The 26,562-nt window shown below is 68.2% G+C and carries 22 protein-coding genes; 11 read left to right on the top strand and 11 right to left on the bottom strand.

The annotated features are described in order from the left end of the window. From FFS27_RS07470 to FFS27_RS07425, 10 genes are all read left to right on the top strand, one after another. The coding region (locus FFS27_RS07470; RefSeq protein WP_137951961.1) for a non-ribosomal peptide synthetase at positions 1 to 3,386 on the top strand (3,386 nt) is incomplete at its 5' end. After that, complete coding sequence (locus tag FFS27_RS07465; RefSeq protein WP_023100899.1) at positions 3,383 to 4,549, top strand: FAD-dependent oxidoreductase; 1,167 nt, start codon at positions 3,383 to 3,385, stop codon at positions 4,547 to 4,549. The genes FFS27_RS07470 and FFS27_RS07465, both read left to right, overlap by 4 nt. Next, positions 4,546 to 5,874 carry a condensation domain-containing protein gene (locus FFS27_RS07460; protein ID WP_023434528.1) on the top strand — a complete coding sequence of 443 codons (1,329 nt, stop codon included), beginning with the start codon at positions 4,546 to 4,548 and terminating at the stop codon, positions 5,872 to 5,874. The genes FFS27_RS07465 and FFS27_RS07460 overlap by 4 nt, the downstream gene beginning before the upstream one ends. Position 5,875: 1 nt before the next feature. After that, complete coding sequence (locus tag FFS27_RS07455; protein ID WP_015502577.1) at positions 5,876 to 6,790, top strand: SDR family NAD(P)-dependent oxidoreductase; 915 nt, start codon at positions 5,876 to 5,878, stop codon at positions 6,788 to 6,790. After that, positions 6,783 to 8,039 carry a cytochrome P450 family protein gene (locus tag FFS27_RS07450; RefSeq protein ID WP_015502576.1) on the top strand — a complete coding sequence of 419 codons (1,257 nt, stop codon included), beginning with the start codon at positions 6,783 to 6,785 and terminating at the stop codon, positions 8,037 to 8,039. The genes FFS27_RS07455 and FFS27_RS07450 overlap by 8 nt, the downstream gene beginning before the upstream one ends. Continuing rightward, entirely contained in the window at positions 8,036 to 8,461 is a 426-nt protein-coding gene (locus FFS27_RS07445; RefSeq protein ID WP_003091711.1) for a nuclear transport factor 2 family protein, read from the top strand. The genes FFS27_RS07450 and FFS27_RS07445 overlap by 4 nt, the downstream gene beginning before the upstream one ends. A gap of 3 nt (positions 8,462 to 8,464) precedes the next feature. Next, positions 8,465 to 9,457, top strand: a complete 993-nt coding sequence (locus FFS27_RS07440; RefSeq protein WP_023100898.1) for a beta-ketoacyl-ACP synthase III — start codon at positions 8,465 to 8,467, stop codon at positions 9,455 to 9,457. Between the two features lie 13 nt (positions 9,458 to 9,470). Then, entirely contained in the window at positions 9,471 to 9,710 is a 240-nt protein-coding gene (locus FFS27_RS07435; RefSeq protein WP_003106204.1) for an acyl carrier protein, read from the top strand. 117 nt (positions 9,711 to 9,827) lie between these two features. Continuing rightward, positions 9,828 to 10,580: an SAM-dependent methyltransferase gene (locus tag FFS27_RS07430; protein WP_003130295.1), complete on the top strand. Its 753-nt coding sequence runs from the start codon at positions 9,828 to 9,830 to the stop codon at positions 10,578 to 10,580. 91 nt (positions 10,581 to 10,671) lie between these two features. Continuing rightward, positions 10,672 to 11,838 carry an MFS transporter gene (locus tag FFS27_RS07425; protein ID WP_023100897.1) on the top strand — a complete coding sequence of 389 codons (1,167 nt, stop codon included), beginning with the start codon at positions 10,672 to 10,674 and terminating at the stop codon, positions 11,836 to 11,838. 10 nt (positions 11,839 to 11,848) lie between these two features. Here FFS27_RS07425 and rfaD read toward each other — a convergent pair whose 3' ends face one another. Next, complete coding sequence (gene rfaD, locus FFS27_RS07420; protein ID WP_003106207.1) at positions 11,849 to 12,841, bottom strand: ADP-glyceromanno-heptose 6-epimerase; 993 nt, start codon at positions 12,839 to 12,841, stop codon at positions 11,849 to 11,851. A 95-nt stretch (positions 12,842 to 12,936) separates the two neighbouring features. Then, positions 12,937 to 13,227, bottom strand: a complete 291-nt coding sequence (locus FFS27_RS07415; protein WP_003091717.1) for a SelT/SelW/SelH family protein — start codon at positions 13,225 to 13,227, stop codon at positions 12,937 to 12,939. 68 nt (positions 13,228 to 13,295) lie between these two features. On the opposite strand from FFS27_RS07415, the gene plpD reads away from it, so the two are divergent. Further along, a complete protein-coding gene (plpD, locus tag FFS27_RS07410; protein WP_021265094.1) occupies positions 13,296 to 15,482 on the top strand; it encodes a patatin-like phospholipase PlpD in 2,187 nt (728 codons plus the stop codon). A 7-nt stretch (positions 15,483 to 15,489) separates the two neighbouring features. Here the strand turns inward: plpD and FFS27_RS07405 are convergent, their stop codons facing one another. The 9 genes from FFS27_RS07405 to cheR all read right to left on the bottom strand — a co-directional run. Then, on the bottom strand, positions 15,490 to 17,538 hold the full coding sequence (locus FFS27_RS07405) for a FimV/HubP family polar landmark protein (RefSeq protein WP_034014212.1): 2,049 nt from the start codon (positions 17,536 to 17,538) through the stop codon (positions 15,490 to 15,492). Between the two features lie 276 nt (positions 17,539 to 17,814). Then, positions 17,815 to 18,249, bottom strand: coding sequence for a MarR family transcriptional regulator (locus FFS27_RS07395; RefSeq protein WP_003091721.1), 435 nt, complete (start codon positions 18,247 to 18,249; stop codon positions 17,815 to 17,817). Positions 18,250 to 18,366: 117 nt separating this feature from the next. Then, positions 18,367 to 19,383: a DUF2804 domain-containing protein gene (locus FFS27_RS07390; protein WP_003109306.1), complete on the bottom strand. Its 1,017-nt coding sequence runs from the start codon at positions 19,381 to 19,383 to the stop codon at positions 18,367 to 18,369. A 150-nt stretch (positions 19,384 to 19,533) separates the two neighbouring features. Then, positions 19,534 to 20,703, bottom strand: a complete 1,170-nt coding sequence (locus tag FFS27_RS07385; RefSeq protein ID WP_003119637.1) for a GGDEF domain-containing protein — start codon at positions 20,701 to 20,703, stop codon at positions 19,534 to 19,536. A gap of 88 nt (positions 20,704 to 20,791) precedes the next feature. After that, positions 20,792 to 22,930: a DNA helicase RecQ gene (recQ, locus tag FFS27_RS07380; protein WP_003091724.1), complete on the bottom strand. Its 2,139-nt coding sequence runs from the start codon at positions 22,928 to 22,930 to the stop codon at positions 20,792 to 20,794. 83 nt (positions 22,931 to 23,013) lie between these two features. Further along, on the bottom strand, positions 23,014 to 23,364 hold the full coding sequence (gene htpB / locus FFS27_RS07375; protein ID WP_003091725.1) for a two-component system sensor histidine kinase HtpB: 351 nt from the start codon (positions 23,362 to 23,364) through the stop codon (positions 23,014 to 23,016). A gap of 65 nt (positions 23,365 to 23,429) precedes the next feature. After that, complete coding sequence (gene hsbR, locus FFS27_RS07370; protein WP_003109304.1) at positions 23,430 to 25,145, bottom strand: two-component system response regulator HsbR; 1,716 nt, start codon at positions 25,143 to 25,145, stop codon at positions 23,430 to 23,432. A gap of 1 nt (position 25,146) precedes the next feature. Beyond that, positions 25,147 to 25,452, bottom strand: coding sequence for an anti-anti sigma factor HsbA (gene hsbA, locus FFS27_RS07365; protein WP_003091727.1), 306 nt, complete (start codon positions 25,450 to 25,452; stop codon positions 25,147 to 25,149). A 314-nt stretch (positions 25,453 to 25,766) separates the two neighbouring features. Next, a partial coding sequence (cheR, locus tag FFS27_RS07360) for a protein-glutamate O-methyltransferase CheR (protein WP_137951960.1) occupies positions 25,767 to 26,562 on the bottom strand: 796 nt, incomplete at its 5' end.

Raw genomic sequence — 26,562 nt, 5'->3', positions numbered from 1 at the left:
CGCCGGCCGCCGTGGGGTACTGGACCGGGCTGCTGGAGGCCGAGAGCATGACCCGCCTCGACGGCTTCGGCGCCCACGAGCCGCAAGCCGCGCAAGGTCCGGCCAGCCATCGCGAAGCGCTGCCGGACGGGCTGCTCGAACGACTCAAGGCCACTGCGGCGCAACGCGGACTGCCGTTGAAATCGCTGCTGCTCGCCGCCCATTGCCTGACCCTGCATCTGTTCTCCCGCAGCGACAGCGTGGTCACCGGCGCGATCAGCAACGGCCGCCCCGAACTGCCCGACGCCGACCGCATGGTCGGCCTGTTCCTGAATACCGTGCCGGTCCGCTCGGAGATTGCCGGGCATAGCTGGATCGAGGTAGCCGATGCGCTGTTCCGCCAGGAGCGCGACGGACACGCCCACCGCCGCTATCCGCTCAGCGCCATCCAGCAGATCGTCGGCGACGAACTGAGCAGCGCCTTCAACTACGTCAACCTGCATGTCCTCGAACCGCTGTGGCAATTGCGCGACTTCCGCGTCTGGGAAGAAACCAACTTCGCCCTGCTGGTCAACGTGATCGCCACGCCCAGCGACGGCATGTACCTGCGCATCGACAGCGACGGCCGCGGCATCAGCCGCAGCCAGGCCGCGCTGATCGGCGCGACCTTCGTCGAACTCCTGTGGCGCCTCGCCGAGCATCCCGACGAAGCCGCCGACTTCGCCTTCCTCGCCCCTCGCCGCGACGCCGCTTCCCAGCCCGAGCCGCTGGTCGACGTCGTCAGCCTGTTCGAACGCCAGGTCGAGGCGCTGCCGGGCAGCGCCGCGCTGGCCTTCGAGGAGCAACGCTGGACCTATCGCGACCTCGACCATGTGGCGCGCTCCGTGGCCACCCGCCTGGTCCGCGCCGGCGCGCGCCGCGGCGATGCGATCGGAGTGGCGCTGAACCGTTCGCCGGAGATGATCGCGACGATCTGGGGCATCCTGCGCGCCGGCCTGGTCTGCGTGCCGCTGGACGTCAGCTATCCCGCGCAGCGCCTGGCGCTGATCCTGGAGACCGCACAGCCGTTCCGGGTGGTCGCGCATCCCGAGCACGCCCATGTCGCCGCGGCGGAACGGGTGCTGCCGGTAGAGGAACTGGTCGCCGACATCGAGCCCGAGACCTTCGCCGCGCCGCAGCTCGACGAGCTGGCCATGCTGCTGTTCACCTCCGGTTCCACCGGGCGGCCGAAGGGCGTCGAGCTTAGCCACCGGATGTGGGCCAACTACACCCAGTGGCAATTGCGCGTCGCCAGCGGCGTACCGGGGCTGCGCACCCTGCAGTTCGCGCCGCTGAGCTTCGACATGGCCTTCCAGGAGATCTTCTCCACGCTGTGCGGCGGCGGCGAGCTGCAACTCATCTCCAACCGCGAGCGGATGGACCCCTCCGCGCTGCTGCATGTCCTCGAACGCCGCCAGGTCCAGCGCGTGCTGTTGCCCTTCGTCGCCCTGCAACGCCTCGCCGAGGCCTCCAACACCCTGGGCGTACGCCCCGGCGCCCTGCGCGTGGTGGTGTCCTCCGGCGAGCAGTTGCGCATCACCGAAGACGTCCGCGCGTTCTGCGCGGCGATGCCCGGGCTGCTGCTGGAGAACCAGTACGGTCCCACCGAGACGCACCAGGTCACCTACCACTCGCTGAGCGGCGATCCGGCGCACTACCCGGACCTGCCGCCGATCGGCCGGCCGCTGGACGGGGTCGAGGTGCAGGTGCTCGACGCCGCGCTGCGCCCGGTACCGGTCGGCGTTACCGGCGAGCTGTACTTCGGCGGCGACTGCCTCGCGCGCGGCTACCACCGCGCCCCCGAACTCACCGCCGAGCGCTTCGTCGAACATCCCTGGCGCCCCGGCGCCAGGCTCTACCGCACCGGCGACCTCGGTCGCATCCTCGGCAACGGCGAGATCGTCTGGCTCGGCCGCGCCGATACCCAGGTCAAGGTCCGCGGCTTCCGCATCGAGCCGGCCGAGGTCGAGCTGGCGATCATGCGCCAGGCCGAGCGCCAGCCGGGCCTGCGCGGCGCGGCGGTGGTGGCTCGCGAGCGCCAGGGCAACGATGCATTCCTCGCTGCCTTCCTGCTCGGCGAGCCCGAGGCGGTGGATCTCGCCGAACTGAAGCAGGCGCTGCGCAGCGAACTGCCGGAACACATGGTGCCGGCGCACTTCGCCTGGGTCGACGGCTTCGCCCTCACCCCCAGCGGCAAGCGCGACGACGCCGCCCTGCGCGCGCTGCCGCTGGAGCACGGGTCGAACATCGAGTACCTGGCCCCGCGCGATGACTACGAGCGCACCCTGGCCGGACTCCTCGGCGAGTTGCTGGATCGTCCCCGGGTAGGCATCCGCGACAGCTTCTTCGATCTCGGCGGCACCTCGCTCAGCGCGATGCGCTTCATGCTGCTGATCGAGAAGCGCTATGGCGTCGACCTGCCGATGGCCGCGCTGATCGAGACGCCGACCGTGGAGGGCCTGGCCGAACGCCTGCGGGAACGCTCGGCGGTGCGCGCCTTCGACCCGCTGGTACCGATCCGTGCCGGCGGCAGCCGCCCGCCGCTGTTCCTCGTCCACCCGCTCGGCGGCCACGTACTCTGCTACCTGCCGCTGGTCCGCGCACTGCCGCCGGACCAGCCGGTATATGCCCTGCAGGCGGCCGGCACCGGCCAGGGCAGTACGCCGCTGGCGGTCCTCGAGGACATCGCCGCCAGTTACCTCGCGGCGATCCGCCGGGTGCAGCCGGAAGGCCCCTATTACCTCGGCGGCTGGTCGTTCGGCGGCTTCGTCGCCTACGAGATGGCCCGGCAACTGCGCGCGCTCGACCCGCAGGCAGTCGCCCAACTGATCGTGCTCGACTCCATCACCGTCGACCGCAACCACGCCGGCAGCGCCAGCGACGAAGCCCTGCTGCTGTTCTTCTACTGGGAACTGGTCTGGTTCGAACGCAGCGACGAGGAGGTCGAGCCGCTGCCTGAAGGCGCGAGCCTGGAGCAGAAACTCGACCACATCGTCGAACGCGCCATCGAGGCCGGCGTACTTCCCGCCGGCACCCCGCGCGCCACCGTGCAGCGGCTCTACGAGCTGTTCCGGGCGAGCTGGCAGGCACTCATCGGCTATCGCCCGGAAGTCAGCGACCAGGACATGACCCTGCTGCGCGCGGACGGCCCGCTGCCGCTGGCGCTGAAGCCGATGCACGACGCCGCCGGCACCCACTACGGCGACCCGAAGAACGGCTGGCAGCACTGGACCAGCGGCCGCCTCGATGTGATCGACGTACCCGGCGACCACCTGGTGCTGATGAAAGAACCCTATGTCGAGACGGTCGCGGCAGAGATCGCCGCGTTGCTCGAACCCTCCACCTCCAGCGAACGGACCCGCCCATGAGCAGACACCCCCTGAAGATCGTCATCGCCGGCGCCGGCATCGGCGGGCTCGCCGCGGCCGCCTGCCTGAAGGCCGCCGGCTTCGAGGTCGAACTCTACGAGCGGGCCAGGGAGCTGCGCGCGGTCGGCTCGGCGCTGTCGCTGATGCCCAACGCGCTGACCGCCCTGGAGAGGGTCGGCGTGCGCCCTGACCTTACCCGCGCCCAGGCCTTCGACTCGCTACGGTTCCTCACCCGGCGCGGGCGACCGATCCGCGCCATCGACTTCGGCGGCCTGGCCCGTCAGCTCGGCCAGCCGAGCCTGGCGATCCACCGCGCAAGCCTGCAGCAGGCGCTGCTGGAACAGGCCCGCGACTGCCGCATCGAACTGGGCGTGAGCGCCACCGGCTACCTGCGCCACGCCGACGGCGAAGGCGTCACCGTGCTCTGCAGCGACGGCCGCGAAGTGCACGCCGACGTGCTGATCGGCGCCGACGGCTTCAACTCGGCGATCCGCGCCACCATGACCGGCCCGGAGCGTCCCACCGACTGGCACTACGTGATCTGGCGCGCCACGCCGGCGTTCCGCCATCCGAAGGTGACGCCGGGCTACGTCGCCCATTACTGGGGTCGTGGGCAGCGCTTCGGTCTCGCCGACATCGGCGAAGGCAACGTCTATTGGTGGGGCACCCGCAACATGCCGGCCGAACAGGCGAAGGACTGGCGCGGCGGCAAGGCGGGCATCCAGCGCCTCTACGCCGGCTGGGCCGACGAAGTGCAGGCGGTCATCGAGGCGACCCCGGAGGCCGACATCAGCAGCCTGCCGGCCCAGGACCGACCGTTCCTCGAGCGCTGGGGCGACGGCCCGGTGACCCTGCTCGGCGATGCCGCGCATCCGATGCTGACCAGCCTCGGCCAGGGCGCCGCCATCGCCATCGAAGACGCCGCGGTGCTGGCCCACTGCCTGGCCACCATCGACGACCCGCAAGCCGCCCTGCGCGCCTACGAGAACCGCCGTCGCGACCGCGCCAGGGCGATGGTCGAGACCTCGCGGGCGCTGAGCCGCATCGAGCAGTTGGAGCATCCGCTGCGCACCATCGCCCGCGATCTCTACTTCCGCTTCGCTCCGGAGCGAACCTTCGCCCGGCAGAACGAACTGGCACTGACCTTCCCAGGAGTCGAATGATGGCCGAGATACGACGCCCGCTGTCCGCGGTGGAACGCTGGTACTGGCTCAGCGACCAGTTCTCCGCGCTGAACGTGATTTCCCGGGTGCGGGTCCATGGCCAGTTGTCCATCGACGACCTGCGCCGCGGCCTCGACGCGCTGCAGGCGCGGCATCCGCTGCTGCGCGCGCGGATCGAGCACGATGCCGGGCTCGACCCGCGCTGGGTGCCCTGCGAGCGGCCCATCCCGCTGCGCGAGGTGCGCGGTGGTGGCGAGGAGCAATGGCTGCGGGAAATCAACGAGCGCGAATTGCCGGAACGCATCGATCCGGACAGCGGGCCACTGATCCGTACCGTGGCGATCGCCACCGACGCCGGCGCCCACGACCTGCTGGTCGTGGTACCGCACATCATCGCCGACGGCACTACCGTGCTGACCCTCGCCGAACAATGGCTGACCCTGGCCGCCGACCCCGCCGCGCAACCCTGGACCGCCAGCGCCCTGCCGCCGGCGGAGGATCTGCGTCCGCGCCGCTTCACCGGCGACGAAGGCGCGGCGCGCCTGGCCGAGCAGACCGCCCGGGACGAAGCGCTGGTCGGCCGCCACCGCCCGGGCCGGATCGAGCCGAGCAACCCGGTGCCGCTGGAAGCGCGGCGTACCCGCCTGCTGCACCGGGAGCTGGACGGCGCGCAGCTGGAACAGCTGCAACGACGCGCCCGCGAACACGGCACCACGGTACACGGCGCGCTGACCGCGGCGCTGGCCATCGCCGCCGGCCACGACCACCAGCGCCGCCCGAGCCACATCGCCATCGGCTCGCCGATCGACTTCCGCGACGAACTGGAGCCGCCGGTGCGCCCCGACGAAGTAGGCACCTACGTCGCCACGGTACCGGTGGTGCTGGACATCGCCCGACCGTTCTGGGAGGTCGCCCGCGCGCTCACCGACGACCTCGGCGAACGCCGTCGCCAGGGCCATCATTTCAACCTGGTCACCCTGGTCGCCAGCGCTGCGCCGCGCTGCATGGCCGACGCGCGGCCATTCATGGCCTTCATGGAAGCCGAAGGGCCGATCAACCTGTGCTCCTCCAACATCGGTCGCTATCCGTTCCCCGAGCGGATCGGCGCCTTGCGCCTCTCCGACGCGCAGTTCCTCACCGGCATCTCGGTGAACGGCTACTTCGTGGCCGCCATCAACTCCAGCCATGGCCGGCTGTTCTGGAACTTCACCTATATCGACGAAGCGGTCCCCGGCGAACGCGCCGAACGCCTGGCCGAAGATTGCCTGGGCACCCTGCTGTCGGCGATCCACGCCCCCCAACGATCCGCCCTCGAGGAGCAATGACATGTTATTCACCAGCAAACCTCTCTCGCCCCAGGGCCGCCACGTACTGATCACCGGCGCCTCCAGCGGCCTCGGCCGGGAAACCGCGCTGCACCTGGCCGAACAGGGTTTCCAGGTGATCGCCGGGGTGCGCCGCCAGGAGGATGGCGAGCGCCTGGCGAACGCCTGCCCGTCCGGCCGGGTCAGCACGCTGCTGATCGATGTCACCGACGAGGAATCCATTGGCCGGGCCGCCGCGCAGGTGGCGGAGAAAGTCGGCGATACCGGGCTCTGGGGCCTGGTGAACAACGCCGGGATCTGCATTTCCGCGCCGCTGGAATGCGTCTCCAGCGACCTGCTGCGGCGCCAGCTGGAAGTCAACCTGATCGGCCAGCTCGCGGTGACCCGGGCGATCCTGCCGCTGCTGCGCCGTGGCGGCGCGGCGCGCCTGGTGAACGTCACTTCGGGCCTCGGCTCGGTCGCCATTCCCTACCTGGGCGCCTACTCCGCCGCGCAGTTCGCCAAGGAGGGAGTGAGCGACGCCCTGCGCCGCGAGCTGGCGCCCATGGGCATCCAGGTCTCGGTGGTCAGCCCCGGGGCGATCTGGACGCCGATCTGGGGCAAGATCGCCAGCGAGGGCGAGCGCGCCCTGGCCGACGCCCCCGACGCCGTCGCCGACCTCTATCGCGATACCTACCTGCGCTTCCTCCAGGCCAACGAGGACGGCGCGCGCAACAGCGCGACCAAGCCCGCCGACGTCGCCGCCGCGGTGCATGCCGCGCTCACCGCGGCCAAGCCGCGGACCCGCTACCGGGTGGGCGCCGACGTGCGCCGCGGCACCCTGCTGGCGCGGCTGCTGCCCGATAGCGTGATCGACGGGATGTTCCGCCCCATCGTCACCGCCGCCCCGGCGGCGAAGGAGGAGCAACGTGCCTGATCGCAAACTGAGACTGGGCGAGGAACTGATCTCGCCACTGCACGCGCTCTACGACGGCCTGCAGGTGGACGGCGCGCCGCGTCCCGCGCATCGCGCCGCCGAGCATCCGGTGTGGGTGGTGACGCGCTACCGCGACGCGCGCAAGGTCCTCAACCATCCGGGCGTCCGCCGCGACGCCCGGCAGGCCGCCGAACTCTACGCGAAGCGTACCGGCAGCCCGCGCGCGGGGATCGGCGAGGGACTCAGCCACCACATGCTCAACCTCGACCCGCCGGACCATACCCGCCTGCGCTCGCTGGTCGGCCGCGCGTTCACCCCGCGCCAGGTGGAGCGCCTGCAACCGCATATAGAACGGATCACCGAGGAATTGCTGGACGCCATGGCCGGCCGCGAACAGGCCGACCTGATGGCCGACTTCGCGATCCCGCTGACCATCGCGGTGATCTTCGAGCTACTGGGCATTCCCGAGGCCGAGCGCGAACACGCCCGCCAGTCCTGGGAGCGCCAGGCGGAACTGCTGTCGCCGGAGGAGGCCCAGGCCCTGGCCGATGCGCAGGTCGACTACCTGCGCGTGCTGCTCGAGGCCAAGCGCCGGCAGCCGGCCGACGACGTCTACAGCGGGCTGGTGCAGGCCGCCGACGAGAGCGGCCAGCTGAGCGAGGCGGAACTCGTCTCCATGGCCCACCTGCTGATGATGAGCGGCTTCGAGACCACCATGAACATGATCGGCAACGCGCTGGTCACCCTGCTGGTCAACCCGGAGCAACTGGCGTTGCTGCGGGCGCAGCCGGAACTCCTGCCCAACGCCATGGAAGAACTGGTCCGCCACGACAGCCCGGTGCGCGCCTCGATGTTGCGCTTCACCGTGGAAGACGTAGAACTGGACGGGGTCACCATTCCCGCCGGCGAATACATCCTGGTCTCCAACCTGACCGCCAACCACGACGCCGAGCGCTTCGACGATCCCGACCGCCTCGACCTCACCCGCAACACCGATGGCCATCTCGGCTACGGCTTCGGCGTGCACTACTGCGTCGGCGCCTCGCTGGCCCGGCTGGAGGGGCGGATCGCCATCCAGCGCCTGCTCGCGCGCTTCCCCGACCTCCAGTTGGCGGTGCCCCACGCGGAACTGCAATGGCTGCCGATCACCTTCCTCCGCGCCCTGATCAGCGTGCCGGTGCGCACCGGATGCAGCGCCCCGGCGAACACCGCCTCCCACGCCAACCCGATCGAGAGGATCGTCCAATGAATGCCAAGGAAATTCTCGTCCACAGCCTGCGCCTCCTGGAAAACGGCGATGCCCGTGGCTGGTGCGACCTGTTCCATCCGGAAGGCGTACTCGAATTCCCCTACGCCCCGCCAGGCTGGAAGACCCGCTTCGAGGGCCGCGAAACCATCTGGGCGCATATGCGCCTGTTTCCCGAGCACCTGACCGTGCGCTTCACCGACGTGCAGTTCTACGAGACCGCCGACCCCGACCTGGCCATCGGCGAATTCCATGGCGACGGCGTGGCCACCGTTTCCGGCGGCAAGCTGGCGCAGGACTACATCTCGGTGCTGCGCACCCGCGACGGCCAGATCCTGCTCTACCGCGACTTCTGGAATCCGCTGCGGCACCTCGAGGCCCTGGGCGGGGTCGAGGCCGCCGCCAAGATCGTCCAGGGAGCCTGAGCCATGCCGCGCGCCGCCGTGGTCTGCGGCCTGGGCAGCTACCTGCCCGAGGCCGTGCTCAGCAACGACATGCTCGCCGCCGAGCTGGACACTTCCGACGCCTGGATCAGCAGCCGCACCGGCGTGCGCCAGCGGCATATCGCCGGCGACCTCGGCAGCGGCGACCTGGCCCTGCGGGCGGCCTCCGCCGCGCTCGCCTCGGCGGGGCTGGAGCGAGTCGATGCGGTGGTGCTGGCAACCAGCACCGGCGACTTCTGCTGCCCGGCCACCGCGCCCAGGGTCGCAGCGCGCCTGGGGTTGGTCGGCGCGCTCGCGTTCGACCTGTCCGCCGCCTGCACCGGCTTCGTCTACGGCCTGGCCAGCGTCGGCTCGCTGATCAGCGCCGGGCTGGCGGACAGCGCGCTGCTGGTCGGGGTGGACACTTTCAGCCATACCCTCGACCCCGCCGATCGCTCGACCCGCGCACTGTTCGGCGACGGCGCCGGAGCGGTGGTGCTGCGTGCCGGCGATGCCGAGGAAGAAGGCGCGCTGCTGGCCTTCGACCTCGGCAGCGACGGCCACCAGTTCGACCTGCTGATGACCCCCGCCGTCAGTCGCGCCGAACGCAGTTCCGGACAGGCCTCCAACTACTTCCGGATGGACGGCAAGGCAGTGTTCGGCCAGGCGGTGACGCAGATGAGCGACTCGGTGCAGCGGGTGCTCGACCGGGTCGGCTGGCAAGCTTCGGACCTCCATCACCTGGTCCCGCACCAGGCCAACACACGCATCCTCGCGGCGGTCGCCGACCAGCTCGACCTTCCCGTCGAGCGAGTGGTGAGCAACATCGCCGAGGTGGGCAACACCGTCGCCGCCTCGATTCCCCTGGCCCTGGCCCACGGCCTGCGCCAAGGCATCCTGCGCGACGGCGGCAACATGGTCCTCACCGGTTTCGGTGCCGGACTGACCTGGGGTTCGGTCGCCCTGCGCTGGCCGAAGATCGTTCCGACAATGGACTGAAGAGGGAAGAACAATGCCCAACGACATGGAAGACCATCTCCTCACCGTGCTCAGCGTCGCCAGCGGCGTGCCGAAGGAGGAAATCAGCCGGGACAGCAGGATGGAAGACCTGGCTTTCGATTCGCTGGTGGTCAGCGAGCTGTCGCTGAAGCTGCGCAAGGAGTTCGGCGTCACCGGGGTCGACGACGAACTCGACCTGCTGGAAACGGTGGACGAACTGTTCCAGCTGGTCGAGAAGCACCGCGCCGCCTGAGGCCAGCGAACGCCGGCGTTCCGTCGCTTCTCTGCCAGGCGAAGGCGGTGCCGGGACATGGGAACGCGCATCGCCTTCGATCAACCAACACCAGAGCGAGATTCGCTGGAGGAAGAGGTGAGTCAGAACATGGATCTCACGATCGGGACGCATCGGGAGTCGGCTTTCTACGAGCTGGAGTTCGGACCGAGGACGATAATGACCCTGGCCAACTTTCCGGACGACGTGCTGCCGTTGTTGCAAATGGAAAGCCTGATGACCTTCGAGGCGATGGCCTACCTGCGCTGCGACGCACTGGTCGAGCTAGGCTGCTACGACGGCCGGGCGCTGGAAATCGCGCGCCTGCTCAATGCCCGCTATCTCGGCGTCGACCTCGACCAGCGGGCGATCGAGACGCTGCGCACGCGGATCGAGCGCGAGGGCATGAGCGATCGCGCGGACACGGTGGTCGACGACATCCTCAACCACACCAGGCGCGGTGCCTCGGTCGGCTCGCGCGCGCTGTACCTGCTGCCGTTCAACCTGCTGGGCAACTTCCGCGAGCCGAAACGGCTGCTCGACTCCCTCGCCGAGCGCAGCGTGGCGGCGGTGGTTTCGGTATTCGGCGACAGCGCCGAGGCCACCCGCGTCCGCCAGAGCTACTACCGCCGTTGCGGGGTGCAGGGCCTGGAGCTGCACGCGCGGGACGACGGCACCGTGTTCACCGGCAGCGACGGCTTCTACTCGCGCTCGTATTCGCGCGCCTGCCTCCACGCCCTGCTCGCCGAGTGCGGGCTGACCGTGGTGCGCAGCGCTTCGAACCTGTTCGCCCACTGCGTGACGGTGCTGCCCGAAGGCGCCGACCAGGGCTTCGGTTCGTCGGCGGCATGAGTCGCCGTCGTGCATTCATCGCGCGGCCACGGCACGGGCAGGTCGCCGTGGCTCGCTTCATCGTCGTCTGAACCGCTCGGGAGCTGGAAACATGCCTTTGATTGTCTACGTGCTCGGTGCCGCGATCTTCGCCCTGACCACCAGCGAATACATGGTCGCCGGGCTGATGCCGGCACTGGCCGCCGAATTCGGCGTGTCCTTCGCCGCGATCGGCTACCTGGTCACCTTCTACGCCGGCGCGATGGCGCTCGGCGGCCCGCTGCTGACCACCGCCCTGCTCCGCGTGCCGCGCAAGAACGCCCTGCTCGGCCTGATCGCGCTGTTCGTGGTCGGCCAGGTCATCGGCGCCCTGGCGCCGGGCTATGCGGTGATGGTGGCGGCGCGACTGGTCACCGCGGTCGCCGCCGCGGCCTTCTTCGGCGTGGCGCTGACCGCCTGCGCCGAACTGGTCGAAGGCAACCAGTTCGGCCGCGCGTCGTCGCTGGTGCTCGGTGGCCTGATGGTCGGCACCGTGCTCGGCCTGCCCGTCGCCACCTGGCTGGGCGAATGGTACGGCTGGCGCGCAAGCTTCTTCGCGGTGGCGCTGGTGGCGGTGCTGGTCGGCCTGCTGGTGTTGCAGCTGATGCCGGCGATCCCGGGGTCGGCGGGCAGCGGTTCGCTGCGCGAGGAACTGAAGGTGTTCAGGAACGCCCATCTATGGTGGGTCTACGCCACCAGCCTGCTGCTGATCGGCGCCACCTTCGCCGGCTTCACCTATTTCGTGCCGATCCTCACCGAGGTCAGCGGCTTCTCCGCCTCGACCGTACCGCTGCTGCTGGTGGTCTACGGCCTGGCGACGCTGGTGGGCAACAACATCGTCGGCCGCCTGGCCGACCGCCATACCATCGCGGTCCTGGCCTTCGGCCTGCTGGCGGCCATCGCCGCGATGGTGGCCTTCGCCCTGTTCGGACAGGTTCCGGCGGTGGCGGTGGCGGCGCTGGTGGTGATCGGCCTGACCGGGGTGTCGATGAACCCAGCGCTGGTGACCCGCGGCGCACGGGTCGGCCATAACAACATGCTGGTCAACTCGGTGCACACCGCCTGCATCATGCTCGGCGTGATGGCCGGTTCCTGGATCGGCGGCCTGGGCATCGCCGGCGGATTCGGCCTGCAGGGCGCGCTCTGGGTCGGCGCGGCCCTCGGGGTGCTGGCGCTGCTGACCCTGCTGTCGGAGCTGCGCTTCGCCCGCGCCCCGGTGGGCGGGGCGCTGGGCCGCTGAGCGAGATCCCTCAGGCACTGCGCGCCAGCCAGCGGCAGTAGCCGGCGACGCCCTCTTCCAGGCTCTGGAAATCGTCCCGGTAGCCCGCCTCGCGCAGCAGCTCCAGGTCGGCGCAGGTGTGGCTCTGGTAGCGCGCCCGCAGCGACTCGGGGAACTCGCGGTAGCCGAGCAGGCCGCTTTCCACCGCCTGTTGCAGCGACAGGGGCGGCTGGTCGGCGTTGGCGCGGACGCTATTGATCACCGCCAGGGCGACCTCGTTGAAGGTCCGCGCCTGGCCGCTGCCGAGGTTGAAGATTCCCGAACGCTGCGGATGATCGAAGAAATGCAGGTTGACCCGCGCCACGTCCTCCACCGCGACGAAGTCGCGCAGGTGGCCGCCGGGCGGGAAGCCACCGTGTTCGCCGAACAGTTCGACCCGCCCGTCGCGGCGCAATTGCTGGTAGCAGTGGTAGGCCACCGAGGCCATCCGCCCCTTGTGTTCCTCGCGCGGCCCGTAGACGTTGAAGTAACGCAGGCCGACCACCTGACTGCGCGCCTGCGGCAGCGCCCGGCGCACACGCTGGTCGAAGAGGAACTTGGAATAGCCGTAGACGTTCAGCGGCCGCTCGTACTGGCGCGCCTCGCGGAAGGTCCGGCCGGCGCCGTAGACCGCCGCCGACGAGGCGTAGAGGAACGGCACGCCGAGTTCCAGGCTGCTTTCCAGCAGGCGGCAACTGTAGCGGTAGTTGTTCTCCATCATGTAGCGGCCATTGCTTTCCAGGGTGCTGGCGCAGGCACCCTGGTGGAACAGCGCGCGGACCGTGCCGAAGTCGCCGCGGGCGTAGCGCTCGAGGAAGTCGTTCTGGTCCAGGTAGTCGGCGATATCGGCGTCCGCCAGGTTGCGGAACTGCTCGCCGTCGGTGAGATCGTCCACCGCGATGATGTCGGTCTCGCCGCGCCGGTTCAGCGCCTGCAGCAGATTGCTGCCGATGAAGCCGGCGGCGCCGGTGACGATGATGCTCATGGGCACTCCCTTCGACAGGATGAATGCCCCCAGGCTATGCCTATGCGCCGCGCCGCCCGTTGACCTGCAACAAGCCATAGGTGGACGGCAGCGGTTCAGCGGGAAGGACGATCGTTGTGACCGAGGTCGCGTTGCGGGTCGATGCGGTCGCGAACCCGCTGTTTGAGCGCCTTGGCCTCGGGGAAGCCGCCGTCGGCCTTGCGTTCCCAGACCTGCACGCCGTCGCAGGTGATACGGAAGACGCCACCGGTTCCGGGCTCCAGGCAGACTTTTCCGAGATCGTCGGCGAAGGTGCTGAGCAGTTCCTGGGCCAGCCAGGCGGCACGCAGTAGCCACTGGCACTGGGTGCAATAGGTGATGACGATTTCGGGCTTGGCGGTGGGCATGTCGGCGGCTCAGGGGAAACGGTCGCGCCTATAATAGCCGCCTTTTCACCCGGCTCCGGATCGTTCTCATGCGCCGCCTGCTGCTCGTACTGCTGCTCCTGCTTCCCCTGTCCGCCCTCGCCACGGAGGCCCGGCCGAAGATCGGCCTGGTCCTCTCCGGAGGTGCCGCCCGTGGCCTGGCCCATATCGGCGTGCTCAAGGCCCTCGACGAACAGGGCATCCAGATCGACGCCATCGCCGGCACCAGCATGGGCGCGGTGGTCGGCGGCCTGTACGCCTCCGGCTACACCCCCGCCGAACTGGAGCGCATCGCCCTGGAGATGGACTGGCAGCAGGCACTGTCCGACGCACCGCCGCGCAAGGACGTGCCGTTCCGCCGCAAGCAGGACGACCGCGACTTCCTGGTCAAGCAGAAGATCAGCTTCCGCGACGACGGCACCCTCGGCCTGCCGCTGGGGGTGATCCAGGGCCAGAACCTGGCGATGGTGCTGGAAAGCCTGCTGGTGCACACCAGCGACAACCGCGACTTCGACAAGCTGGCGATCCCTTTCCGCGCCGTCTCCACCGATATCGCAACCGGCGAGAAAGTGGTGTTCCGCAAGGGCCACCTGCCCCAGGCGATCCGCGCCAGCATGTCGATCCCCGCCGTGTTCGCCCCGGTGGAGATCGACGGCAGGCTGCTGGTGGATGGCGGCATGGTCGACAACATCCCGGTGGACGTGGCGCGCGACATGGGCGTGGACGTGGTGATCGTGGTCGACATCGGCAACCCGCTGCGCGACCGCAAGGACCTGAGCACCGTGCTCGACGTGATGAACCAGTCGATCACCCTGATGACCCGGAAGAACTCCGAAGCCCAGCTGGCCACGCTCAAGCCCGGCGACGTGCTGATCCAGCCGCCGCTGTCCGGCTACGGCACCACCGACTTCGGCCGCGTGCCGCAACTGATCGACGCCGGCTACCGCGCCACCACGGTGCTCGCCGCGCGCCTCGCCGAGTTGCGCAAGCCGAAGGACCTCAACAGCGAAGCGCTCGACGTGGCGCGCACGCCGAACCAGCGCAAGCCGGTGATCGACGCGATCCGCGTGGAGAACAACTCGAAGGTCAGCGACGAGGTGATCCGCCACTACATCCGCCAGCCGCTCGGCACGCGCCTCGACCTCGGCCGCCTGCAGGACGACATGAGCACCCTCTACGGCCTCGACTACTTCGACCAGGTGCAGTACCGGGTGGTCAAGGAGAAGAAGCTCAACACCCTGGTGATCCACGCCACCGGCAAGAAAGGTGGCACCGACTTCCTTCGCCTGGGCCTCAACCTGTCAGACGACATGCGCGGCGAAAGCACCTTCAACCTCGGCGGCAGCTACCGCATGAACGGCCTCAACCGGCTCGGCGCCGAGTGGCTGACCCGGGTCCAGCTCGGCGACCGCCAGGAACTCTACAGCGAGTTCTACCAGCCGCTCGACGTCGGCTCGCGCTACTTCGTCGCGCCCTTCCTGTTCCACGAGGCACAGAACGTCGACGTCACCGAGGACAACGACCCGCTGCTGCGCTATCGCCTGGAGCGCTACGGCTACGGCCTCAACGTCGGCCGGCAGATCGCCAACAACGGCGAAATCCGCCTGGGCGCGGTGCAGGCCTACGGCAAGGCCGACGTGCGCATCGGCGACCCGAGCCTGCCGGACATCGACTTCACCGAGGGCTACTACGAACTGAAGTACTCGTTCGATACCGTCGACGACGTCAATTTCCCCCACGAGGGCGAGGAGATCGGCCTGACCATGCGCCGCTACGACAAGTCCCTCGGCTCGGACGACAGCTACCGGCAGTGGGACCTGCGGCTGAACAAGGCGCTCAGCTTCGGCGCCGACACCTGGGTGTTCGGCGGCGGCTACGGGCGCACCCTGGACGACGCCGAGGTGGTCACCTCCAGCTTCACCCTCGGCGGCGCCCGCGAGCTGTCGGGCTTCCGCCGCGATGCGCTGTCCGGGCAGAACTACAGCCTGGGGCGGATCGTCTATTACCGGCGCCTCACCGAACGTTCCTTCCTGCCGCTGGACTTCCCGCTGTACCTGGGCGGCAGCATCGAGCGCGGACGCATCTGGAACAACGACAACGAATACGACAGCGGCTACATCAACGCCGCCAGCCTGATGATCGGCTTCGATACGCCGCTGGGGCCGCTGACCTTCAGCTACGGGATCAACGACGAGAACTTCAAGGCGTTCTACCTGAACCTCGGACCAAACTTCTGAGCGAAGTTCAGGCGATCAGCGCCAGCAACTCGCGCGCCTCGGCCTTCTGCCACGGGTCGCCGTGCGCCACCACCAGGCGCAGGATGCGGCTGGCCTGGTCGAGATCGCCGCTGTCGATGCAGGCGCGGGCCCGGTCCAGGCTGGCCGAGGCCTCCTCCGGCGGCACCGTGGCCGGCTCTGGCTGGTCGAGTTCGAGGTGTTCGTACTCGGCGACATCCGGCAGTTCATGGAGATTGCTCTCGAACGCCAGGGGCTCCTCCTCCGCCGGTTCCGCCTTGCCGGCAGCGGCGCGGCGCGGCAGGTCGGGGTTGTCCAGGGGATTCTCCAGGGCGCCCCAGTCGAGATCGAGATCGAGGTTGAGGTCGCCGAAGCCGTCGGCGCCCGAGGTCGCATCCGGCTGCTGCGCGGCGGGCGGGTCGGCCAGCGGCAGGTCGCTCCAGTCGTCGTCCTTGGTTGCCGCCGGCGTCTCGGTCGCCGGCATCTGTAGCAGCGCCGGGTAGCGTCCGCGCAACTCGTCGATGGCCTCCGGGTTGCCGCCACTGGCCAGGGTTTCCTCGGCCAGCGCGTCGAAGCCGGCCGCATCGCCCAGCTCAGCCAGCACCAGCAACAGCTTCATCCGCGCGCTCAGGCGCTGCGGCTGCTCGGCGAGTACCTGACGCAGCAGGTCGCGGGCCTGTCCGTAGCGACCGTAGGCGATATAGATGTCGGCGCCGTCCAGCTTGTCCGCCGCAGCCATGGCGGCGCGCGGAGCGGCGGCCGGAGCAGGCGGAGGAGACGGCGGCGGGCTGGAGGGAACGGCGACCGGCGGCCTGGCCTGTTCCTCGACCTTTGCCGGCGCCGGTGCGGCCGCCGGGGGGCGCGGCGCACGCCGCAGCGGCAGGTTCAGGGCGACCCGGCGCTTCGGTTCGACCGCCGGGACAGGAGTCTCTTCGCGGCGGCGACGCAACAGCAATACGCCGAGCAGGGCGAGGACCAGCAGCAGGACGATCATCCAGCGCCAGTGCTGCGAGTCCGTCGGCGTTTCAACCGGTTGCGCAACCGAAGGCGCGGCCGCGGCGGGCGGCGGCGCCGCGGGCCGCACCGCCTGGCGCCGGGCCAGTTGCTGTTGCAGTTCGGCGACCTGGCGATCGCGCTGCTGCAGTTGTTCCTGCAAGGCCTGCAACTGGCGTTGCAGATCGTCCATCCGCTGGCTCAGTTCCTCCCGTTGCCGGGCCAGCGCCTCGGCCTCGGCATCCGCCTGGCGCTGCGCCTCGACGAGAGCCGCCGGAGCGTTTTCCACCACGGCGGCATCGGCTGGCGGCAGGACTTCCACGGCCGCCTCCTTCACGGCGCCGGGCGCGCCTCGCTCCGGCTGGTAGCCGGCCGGCAGGCGCAGGCGCGCGCCGGCCTTGAGCCGGTGCCGGTCGGCATTGACGAAGGCCTGCGGATTGAGCTGGTACAGGGCCTCCATGAGTTGCGCGCGATCGGCGTTGCCGGCACCACGCAGGCGTCCGCTGATGGCCCAGAGGTTGTCGCTGGGGCGAGCCAGGTATTCGTCGCCCGGCTCCAGCAGTGCCGGGTCTACGACGACCGCGGCACTACGCGGCGCAGGCGCCGGCGTCGAGGATTGCCGCTGCGGCTCGATCCCGCTGCGCGCGGCCGGAAGCATACGCGGCGTATAACCGAGCGGATCGAGCAGTACGGTGAATTCGCGGACGATGCGGCCGTTGGGGCGGGCCACCTCCACCAGGAAATTCAGGTAGGGCTCCTGCACCGGTCGGCTCGAGGACACATGGATGCGATTGCCACCGCGCCCCTGGAGCACCGGACTGAAACGCAGCTCGTTGAGGAACTGCAAGCGTTCCACCCCGGCCGCGGCGAAGACGTCGGCGCCCGCCAGGCGGACCTCGATCTCGTCCGCGCCGAGATCGCCGACGTCGAGCAGTTCGATATCCGCATCCAGCGGCTGGTTGAGCGCCGAATGCAGGGTGATGTCCCCCACTCCCAGGGCGCTCGCCTGGCCGGCCAACAGGCACGACCAGGCACACAGCATGACACGCAAGGCTTTACCGGGCATTCCGTTCTTTTCTCCGCACTTCGAGCACGCAGCCGGCCAGCGGTCGACTGCTACATCTATTTCACGTTAGCCCGAATTTCGCCCCGTACAGGGCTGAACGCACCACATGGCGCGAGACATGGCTTTTTGCCATCACTAAATAGAGGAATGCCGTGGAAACGGTCAAGATTTTTCGTCAGAAAACCGACGAAAACCTCTGTAGAGGGCTTTCGAACGAAAGCCCTGGAGGTGATGCCATAAAAATGGCGATTCTAGCGGAATTTTGTGACGCAGTGCTCAGCGCTTTTCCAGGTTCGCCAGGATTCGCAAGAGCACCTGCTGGCATAGCGCCTGCTCGGACTCGTCGATGCCGGTCAGTACGTCGTTGCGAACGCTGGCGGCGATGGCCTCGATATCGGCGATCAGCACATCGGCCTTGGGCGTCAGCACGATGTGCTTGGCCCGCCGGTCCTCCGCCACCGCCAGGCGTCGTACCAGGCCCTGGGACTCGAGGCCGTCGAGCAGTCGCGCCAGGGTCGGGCCTTCGACCCCGACCGATTGGGCCAACTCGCGCTGGGTGGGCGAATCGCGATGGCGCGCCAGATGCAACAACACCAACCAGCGCGCCTGGGACAGGCCGAGGTGACTGAGGCGGCGGTCGAGTTCAGCGCGCCAAGCACGGGAAGTCTGGGCTAGCAAGGTGCCGAAATAGTGCTTGTCTGTCTGAGCCATAGGAAAAAGGAGGTCCGATATTTCATTTGACTAATTATTAGTCGGCTAATAATGCCCGTCCAATTTCCCCCCGTACAATGACAAATTGTCGCACGATATGCCCAGGCCAGGCCCTGTCTACCACTTGGCGTACTGGTCCTCGACGAAGCCCCAGAGCCGCTCGATCCTCACCTCGGCACGACCTCGCGGACGCAGCACACCGCTGAAACAACCGAAGATCTGCTTGAAGTTGCTCGCCAGCAGACCGAGGTTCAGCCGCTCCTGGTGCATGCCGTGGGCCTCGAAGCGCAGCTCTACCTGGCCATCGTATGAACGGATGGTCCAGGGCCGCAGCGGCTGGTCGCGGTCGAAGTCGAAGCGCACGCTGTCGACCTTCAGCAGTTCGCCGTCCAGCCAGTAGCAGTTCTCGGTGAAGCTGGTCTCGTTGACCCCGCACGACAGGTTCAGGCCGACCCGCAAGCCGTCCGCCTCGCCGGACAGGCAAGCCCAGTTCCAGAAGGTTTCCGGGCGCATGTAGCCCGCCGACCAGTCGTGATGGGCGAAGGCGTCCAGCGCCTGCAGGTCGTGGTCGCCGAGGGCGCTGCGCACGTCGCCGCGACAGCGCACGCCGGCCACCTTCTGCGCATAGACCCAGCCGTTCACCGCGGTCGGCGTACACAGGCACATAGGCTGGAAGCTCGGCGCCTCCTCGCTGAAGCAGGCGTCGATGCGGGTGCCATCGTCGAGTTCCACCAGCAGGCGTTTCTCCCGGGGAGCCGTACGGTTCTCCAGGCGTAGCAGGTTGCGCCCCTGGCGCAGTTCGCAGACGCCGTCGTCCGGGGTCTGGGAAAACCGGGTTCCGAACCCCAGCGGCAGCTTGAAGCGCCGCTCCAGCATGCGTCCGCTGGAAGGCTGGTAGAGGTAGACGAAGCCGACGCCAAGCAAGCTCAGCTGGGCCAGGGCGCAGCCGCCGATCAGCTCCGGGCTGATCAGGCCGAAGTACTGGAACTGATGGAAGCGTCGCCATTTGCCCAGGGCCCCCACGCGCCGGCCCATCGGCGAACGGAAGTCGAAATCGCGGTAATTGATGTGCTGCGGGGCACTCGGGAAGATGCCGTAGTGCGGTTGGCCGTTGGCCTGGATCAAGCGCTGCATGGGGTCCGTCCGGAAGTCGTCTCGCGGCGGGGCCGGCAGCTCTGCGAAGAGCGGCCGTGCCTGCCATTTTTTCCTGTCGAACCTAGCATTCGCCGCTTCGTCCCGCAGTCACCGGCGGCGCCAGCCACAGGGACAAAATCGGCCATGGACTCAGGCCACCACCTGATTGCGGCCGAATGCCTTGGCTTCGTAAAGCGCGCGATCGGCATGCTCGTAGAGATCGTAGAGGCGCTTCAGGTCGTTGCCCGGGGTCGGCCACAGGCAGGACACGCCGACCGACAGGGTCACTTCGCGCGCCGTGTCCGACGCCTCGTGCTCCATGCGCAGCGCCTGGACCTGTGCGCGCAGCGCTTCCGCGCGCAGCCTCGCCTCGTGCTCGTTGGCGCCGTACAGCAACAGGGCGAACTCTTCGCCGCCCAGGCGCACCGCCATGTCCAGCGGACGCCTGGCATTCGCCTCGAACACCGCGCCGATGCGCTGCAGGACCGCATCGCCAGCCTGGTGTCCGTAGCGGTCGTTATAGGCCTTGAAATGGTCGACGTCGCAAAGCAGCAGCGCCAGGGTCTTCTGTTCGCGCTGGGCCTGGCGCCAGAGGCGGTCCAGGTGCTGGTTGAAGCTGCGCCGGTTGTGCAGGCCGGTCAGGCTGTCGTGGTCGGCCATCACCCGCAACAGGCGGCTGATGAGGAAATGCTCGCGCGACTTGAACTCCAGCAGGTAGCAGCCGACCGCGCCGATCAGGTTACCGAACAGCAGGAACAGCAGGTTGTTGCCCAGCGGCTCCTGGGTACCCGCCCACCACTCGAAACCCAGGTAGGCGAGCAGCACGACCAACGCACAGCTCAATGCCTGCGACAACCGCAGGCCGGCGAGGAAATAGGCGGCGAAACTGACCAGCAGCAGGCCTTCGTAGGGATAGCCGGGATCCGCCCGATGCGCCAGGCCGACCACCGCCGCCGCACCGACGCCAAGGGCGAGGACGCAGGCGATGCTCAGCGGCACCATCAGCTGGATGTGCCGGCGCAGCATGATCAGGCAGCCGCAGACCAGTAGCAGGACCAGCACGCCAAGGCGCACCGCCAGTACGCCCCACAGCGGAGGACCAGCGAGGATCAGCAGGTCGATGCCGATGAACGCCAGCCAGACGAGCATGCCGACGCTGAGGGCGATGCGTTTCAGCGCGAAGCTGTCCTCCAGCATGTAGCGCCGGTAGTCACGCTCCAGTTCGGGAAGGAAACGCAGGCCGCGGAAACCGCGGTTCAATTGGTCCGCATAGAGGTTGGAACGGGAGTCGTCCAACCGGTCCTTCTGTGTCACGCACACCTCTTCTCTTGGAGGGCTTGGCGTCACAGTAGACGCTTGCGAAGGACGTCACAAGATTGGCGTCAGAAAATACCGGCAAATGGCCATATCACGACTCCAGTTCCACCTGCAGGGCGGCGCGCACGCAGTGCAGCACGCCACTCGGCACCCGCTTGCCGAAACGCTCCTCCAGCGCCGCCACCGGCGGCAGTTCGCCGTCTTCCTCGAGGAAGGCGTCCTGGATTTCGCCGAGGAGTTCCTCGGGCAGATCCAGCGCCTGCTCCAGGCTCACCTGCTGGCCGGCGATGGCCTCGGCGAGCATCGCGTAGACGTTCTTCTCGCTGCAATTGAGCTGGCGGGCTATCTGCGCCGGGGTCATCCCCGCACAGGCCAGGCTGGCCAATTCGTGGCGCAGGTCCTGCGGCGGCGCGGCGGGCGCCGCCGGCGAGTCGGTGAGGACATCGAGGAAGGCCTGGCCGTAGCGCTCCAGCTTGCGCGCGCCGACCCCGCTGACCTGGGCCATGTCGGATAGCGAGCGCGGCTGGCTGCGGAGCATTTCCAGCAGGGTCGCGTCGGGGAAGATCACATAGGGCGGCACCGAATGCTCTTCGGCCAGCTTGCGCCGCAGCGCGCGCAGGGCCTCCCACATTTCCCGCTCTTCGCTGCGCACCAGTTGGCTGGCGGCGCTGGCGCCGCCGCTGGAGGAGCCCTTGGCGCGCTGTGGCTTGAGGTCGCGGCGCAGCTCCAGCCGCACCTCGCCACGCAACAGCGGACGACAGGCCTCGGTCAGGCGCAGGCCGCCGAAGCCGTCCAGGTCGACGTCGGCCAGGCCGCGCGCGACCAACTGGCGAAACAGGGTCCGCCACTCGTCTTCGCCGCGCCCCTTGCCGATCCCGAACACCGCCAGGTGCTGGTGGCCGAGACTGCGGATCTTCTCGGTCTCGCGGCCGAGCAGGATATCCACCAGATGGCCGACGCCGTAGCGCTGGCCGCTGCGGTAGATCGCCGACAGCGCCTGGCGCGCGGATTCGGTGGCATCCCAGGTTTCCACGCCGTCCACGCAGTTGTCGCAATGCCCGCAGGGCTGCGGCATCTCCTCGTCGAAATAGGCCAGCAGCGCCTGGCGCCGGCAACGGGTTTCCTCGCAGAGCGCCAGCATGGCTTCCAGCTTGTGCCGCTCGACGCGCTTGTGCCGCTCGTCGCCCTCGGAACTCTGCATCATCTGCCGCAGCAGCAGGACGTCCTGCAGACCGTAGGCCATCCAGGCGTCGGCCGGCAGGCCATCGCGGCCGGCGCGGCCGGTTTCCTGGTAATAGGCCTCGAGGCTCTTGGGCAGGTCGAGGTGGGCGACGAAACGCACGTTGGGCTTGTCGATGCCCATGCCGAAGGCGATGGTCGCCACCATGATCAAGCCTTCCTCGTTGAGGAAGCGCTTCTGGTGGTGGGCACGCAGTTCGTTGGACAGTCCGGCGTGATACGGCAGCGCGGGGAAGCCCTGGTTGCCGAGGAATTCCGCGACCTCCTCGACCTTCTTCCGCGACAGGCAGTAGACGATGCCGGCATCGCCGCGCCGCTCGGAGAGGAAGCCGAGCAACTGCTTGCGCGGCTGCTCCTTGGGCACGATGCGGTAGAAGATGTTCGGCCGGTCGAAGCTGGAGAGGAACTGCTCGGCGTTCTGCAGGTGCAGGCGCTGGATCATCTCCTCGCGGGTACGCATGTCCGCGGTGGCGGTCAGGGCGATCCGCGGCACCTGCGGGAACAGCTCGGCAAGCTGGCCGAGCTGCAGGTATTCGGGACGGAAGTCATGGCCCCATTGCGACACGCAGTGCGCTTCGTCGATGGCGAACAGGCCGACCGGCAGTCGTTGCAGGAAGGCCAGCATGCGCGGCTGGACCAACCGTTCCGGTGCCAGGTAGAGCAGCTTGATCTCGCCACGCTGCAGGCGCTCGGCGATGTCCCGCTGCTGCTCGGGGTTGAGGGTGGAGTTCAGCGCCACCGCCGGCACGCCGAGTTCGTCCAGGGTGGCGACCTGGTCCTCCATCAGCGCGATCAGCGGCGACACCACCACCGTCAGGCCTTCGCGCAGCAGCGCCGGGACCTGGAAACACAGGGACTTGCCACCGCCGGTGGGCATCAGTACCAGCGCATCGCCACCCTCGGCCACCCGCTCGATGATCCGTGCCTGGTTGCCACGGAAGGCGTCGTAACCGAAAACGTCTTTGAGGATGCGTAGGGCTTGCTCGCGCATGAAGGACTCCAAATCGAGCGGCGCATTATACGCCAGGGAGGCTCGATCGGGCCGGTACCTTGTCGCCGGAAAGGACGAAAACCTCAGCGATAGCGCTGACGTTCCTGTTTGAAAAGGATGCGGACGATGGCGAATTCGCGCTCCATCTGTTCGATCAGCGCCGGCGCCCGTTGCAGGTCGCCGCGCCTGGCGCTTTCTTCCAGCTCCTTGCAGTAGCCGGCGAGGAGTACCGCGCCCATGTTGCTGCTGCCTCCCTTGAAGCTGTGTGCGGTATGCCGCAAAGCCTGGGCATCGCCGGCCTGGAGGGCGGCATGCAGGCTGCGCAGGCGCTCCTCGGAGTCGAGCACGAAGGTATCCAGCAGGACCGGATATTCGTCCTCCATGACCTCCTGCAGCGAAGCCAGAACACGATCATCGAGATGCGGCGCGGACATTCGATCGCTCCCTGAAGTCGACTTCCGATGCCCTACCCATTAGGAGCACCGCGACGAAAGCGCGATTATGCCTGAGGCGACCAGAAAAACTCCACGGACACCACCTTTCCGTCGGCCGACCACTGGCAACGATCGGACAATTCGCGGATCAGGCGCAAACCCCTGCCGCAGAGGCGTTCCTGACGCTCCACGGCATTCAGCGCGCGCTCCACGTCGAAACCTTCGCCGCTGTCCTCGACCCGCACCAGCAGACGCCCCCCCGCGCCATGCGGCGCCAGGTCCAGGTGCAGCCGCACGTAGCCGTCGCGCAAGGCCTGCAGGCGGCTGACCCGCTCCTGGTAATAGCGGGCGAATCCCGCCGCGTCGCTCTTCATCGTCGAATCGAGGCCGATGACGCCATGTTCCAGGGCGTTCGAATAGAGTTCGGCGAGTACCGTATACAGCGCACCGCCGCGCGCGCGCAGGTCGTGGACCTCGAGCAGCAGTTGCAGCACATGGGGCAGCGGGTTGAAATGCTTGAGGGTTTCGGCGCGGAATTCGAAGCTCACCGACCAGTCCAGCGGACTGCTCACGCCGCTATCGGAAAACGCCAGCGGCGGACATTGCAGGCCGCTATCCGGCTGCAGCCGCACCTCGAGCATGCTCACGTCGTCCTGCACCGAGCCGCGGAACTGCGCCAGGCTGCGCTGGATCTCGTCGAACAGCGCGGACGGCTGGCGATTGTGCTCGAACAGCCGGAGCAGCCGCGCCTCGCCGAACATCTCGCCAGCCTTGTTGCTGGCCTCGAGGACACCGTCGGAAAACAGGAATATCCGATCTTCGATATCCAGCGGATAGGTTTCGCAACGGTCGCTGAACGCCGCCGGCTCGAGGATTCCCAGCGGCAGGTGGCGGGACACCAGGGCGACCCGCTCGCCGCTGGCGGCGCGCAGCAGGTAGCCGTCCGGCAAGCCGCCGTTCCAGACCTCCACCAGTTCGCGCTGGAAGCTCAGGTTGAGCAAGGTGGCGCAGCAGAACACGCCGACCGGCAGGATGCGCTTCAGCTTGGCGTTCATCTCGCGAAGGATGTCGGCCATCGGATAGCCCTTGGCGGTCATCCCGTAGAACACCTCGGCCAGCGGCATCGCGCCGATCGCCGCCGGCAGGCCGTGGCCGGTGAAGTCGCCGAGCAGCACGTGCATGCCGCCGGACGGCTTGTAGGCGGCCAGCAGCAGGTCGCCGTTGAACAGCGCGAGGGGCGATTGCAGGTAGCGCACGTTGCTGGCGTTCAGGCAGCCGGAATGGGCCACCTTGTCGAACACCGCCTTGGCCACCCGCTGTTCGTTGAGCAGGTGCTCGTTGTGCCGGACGATCAGGTCGCGCTGCTCCAGCACCGTTCGTTGCAGCAGGTGCAGGCGTCCCATGGCGTTGATCTTGGCTTCGAGGATCACCCGGTTGTACGGCTTGGAGAGGAAGTCGTCGCCGCCCGCCTCCAGGCTCTGCACCAGCGCCTCGGTTTCGCTGAGGGAGGTGAGGAAGATGATCGGCACCAACTCCTCGCCGGCCTGCTGCTTGATCCGCCGGGCCGCCTCGAAGCCATCCATCACCGGCATCATCACGTCCATCAGGACCAGTTGCGGCCGCTCGGTCTCGAACAGCGCCACCGCCTCCAGGCCGTTGCCGGCGGTCAGCACGCGATGCCCCTGGCGGCTGACGATGGTCGACAGCAGCAGGCGGTCGGCCGCGTTGTCCTCGGCGATGAGAATCGTCAGGCTCTCGATCCGCGCCGCCGGGGGATTCATCTCAGCTGATCTTGAACAACTGCTCGAAGTTGGAGATGGCGAGGATCTTGCGCACTTCCGGGCTGCAGTTCGCCAGGCTGATCTGCGCGTTCTCGCCGCCGGCGTGGTCGCGCAGCAGCAGGAGCATGCCGAGGGCCGAGCTGTCCAGGTAGGTGGCGTTGCGCAGGTCGACGACGTAGCGTCGCGGAGTGATCGCGACGCGCTCGTAGGCGTCGCGGAAATCCTGATGGGCCCCGAAGTCGAAGCGCCCCTGGATCTGGATGGTCAACTCTTGCCCATCGGCCGAGGGCAGCGCAGTGATGGCCATGGAAGTCTCCTGGTAGGCGTGGCGGATCGAGGGAACGCTTGAATCATGTAAGCAGTTCCCCGGCAAAGCGGCAACTTGCCAGATCACCTGACTATCAGAAATATCTGTCAATACAACTAGATCGCGCAGTCCTAAACTGCCCCGCTCCGAGCCAGCCGTCCTGTGCCGAGCGGGCTGCGACGGCGCCGCCGCGCGTGGCGCTCGGAGCCTGGGCAGTGGGCGAAAGTCTCATCCCACCTGCCCGTCCCAAGCGGACCCGCGCCAGGCTGCCAGGTCACCCCCGGCGCAACCTGGCGCGGGTCCGCTTCCTTGCGCTACTTGGCCCGGTAGATGATGCCCGGGCTGCACTGCACCATCTGGTAGTGGTCGGGCAGGTTGTTCAACGCCTCGGAGGCGCCGAGGAACAGGTAGCCGCCAGGCTTGAGCGTGCCATGGATGCGCAGCAGGATGTCGCGCTTCACCTCGGCGGAGAAATAGATCAGCACGTTGCGGCAGAACACCATGTCGAACTTGCCGAGGCTGGCGTAGCTGTCCAGCAGGTTCAGGGCACGGAACTCGACGCGGCTGCGGATCGCCGGCTTGACCGCCCAGCGCCCCGGTCCCTTGGCGTCGAAATAGCGTTGCAGACGCTCCGGGGACAGGCCGCGGCCCATCGCCAGGGTGTCGTATTCACCGGCCTTGGCGGCGGTGAGCATCGACCCCGACAGGTCGGTGGCGACGATCTGCACACCTGCCTTCAACTGCCCCAGGTTGGTCTTCTCGAACTCGTCGATGGCCATCGACAGCGAGTACGGCTCCTGGCCGGACGAACAGGCCGCCGACCAGATCCGCAGGCGCTGCCCGCCGTTGGCCTTGATCAGTTCGGGAAGAACCCGCTGCTTGAGCACCTCGAACGGGTAGGTATCGCGAAACCACAGGGTCTCGTTGGTGGTCATCGCGTCCACCACCATCTCGCGCAGGCCGCCGCGCTGGGTCTGGATGCGCTGCACCAGCTCTCCCAGGCTCTTGATGCCCTGCTGCTCCATCAGCTTGTTCAGCCGGCTCGAGACCAGGTACTGCTTGTTGCTGCCCAGCACAATGCCGCAGGTCTTCTCGAGGAAGACCCTGAAC

The organism is Pseudomonas sp. 2VD, assembly GCF_005503585.1.
GTDB lineage: Bacteria > Pseudomonadota > Gammaproteobacteria > Pseudomonadales > Pseudomonadaceae > Pseudomonas > Pseudomonas aeruginosa.
Note: the sequence above shows the minus strand (reverse complement) of the source record. Positions and strands in the feature narration are given on the sequence as shown.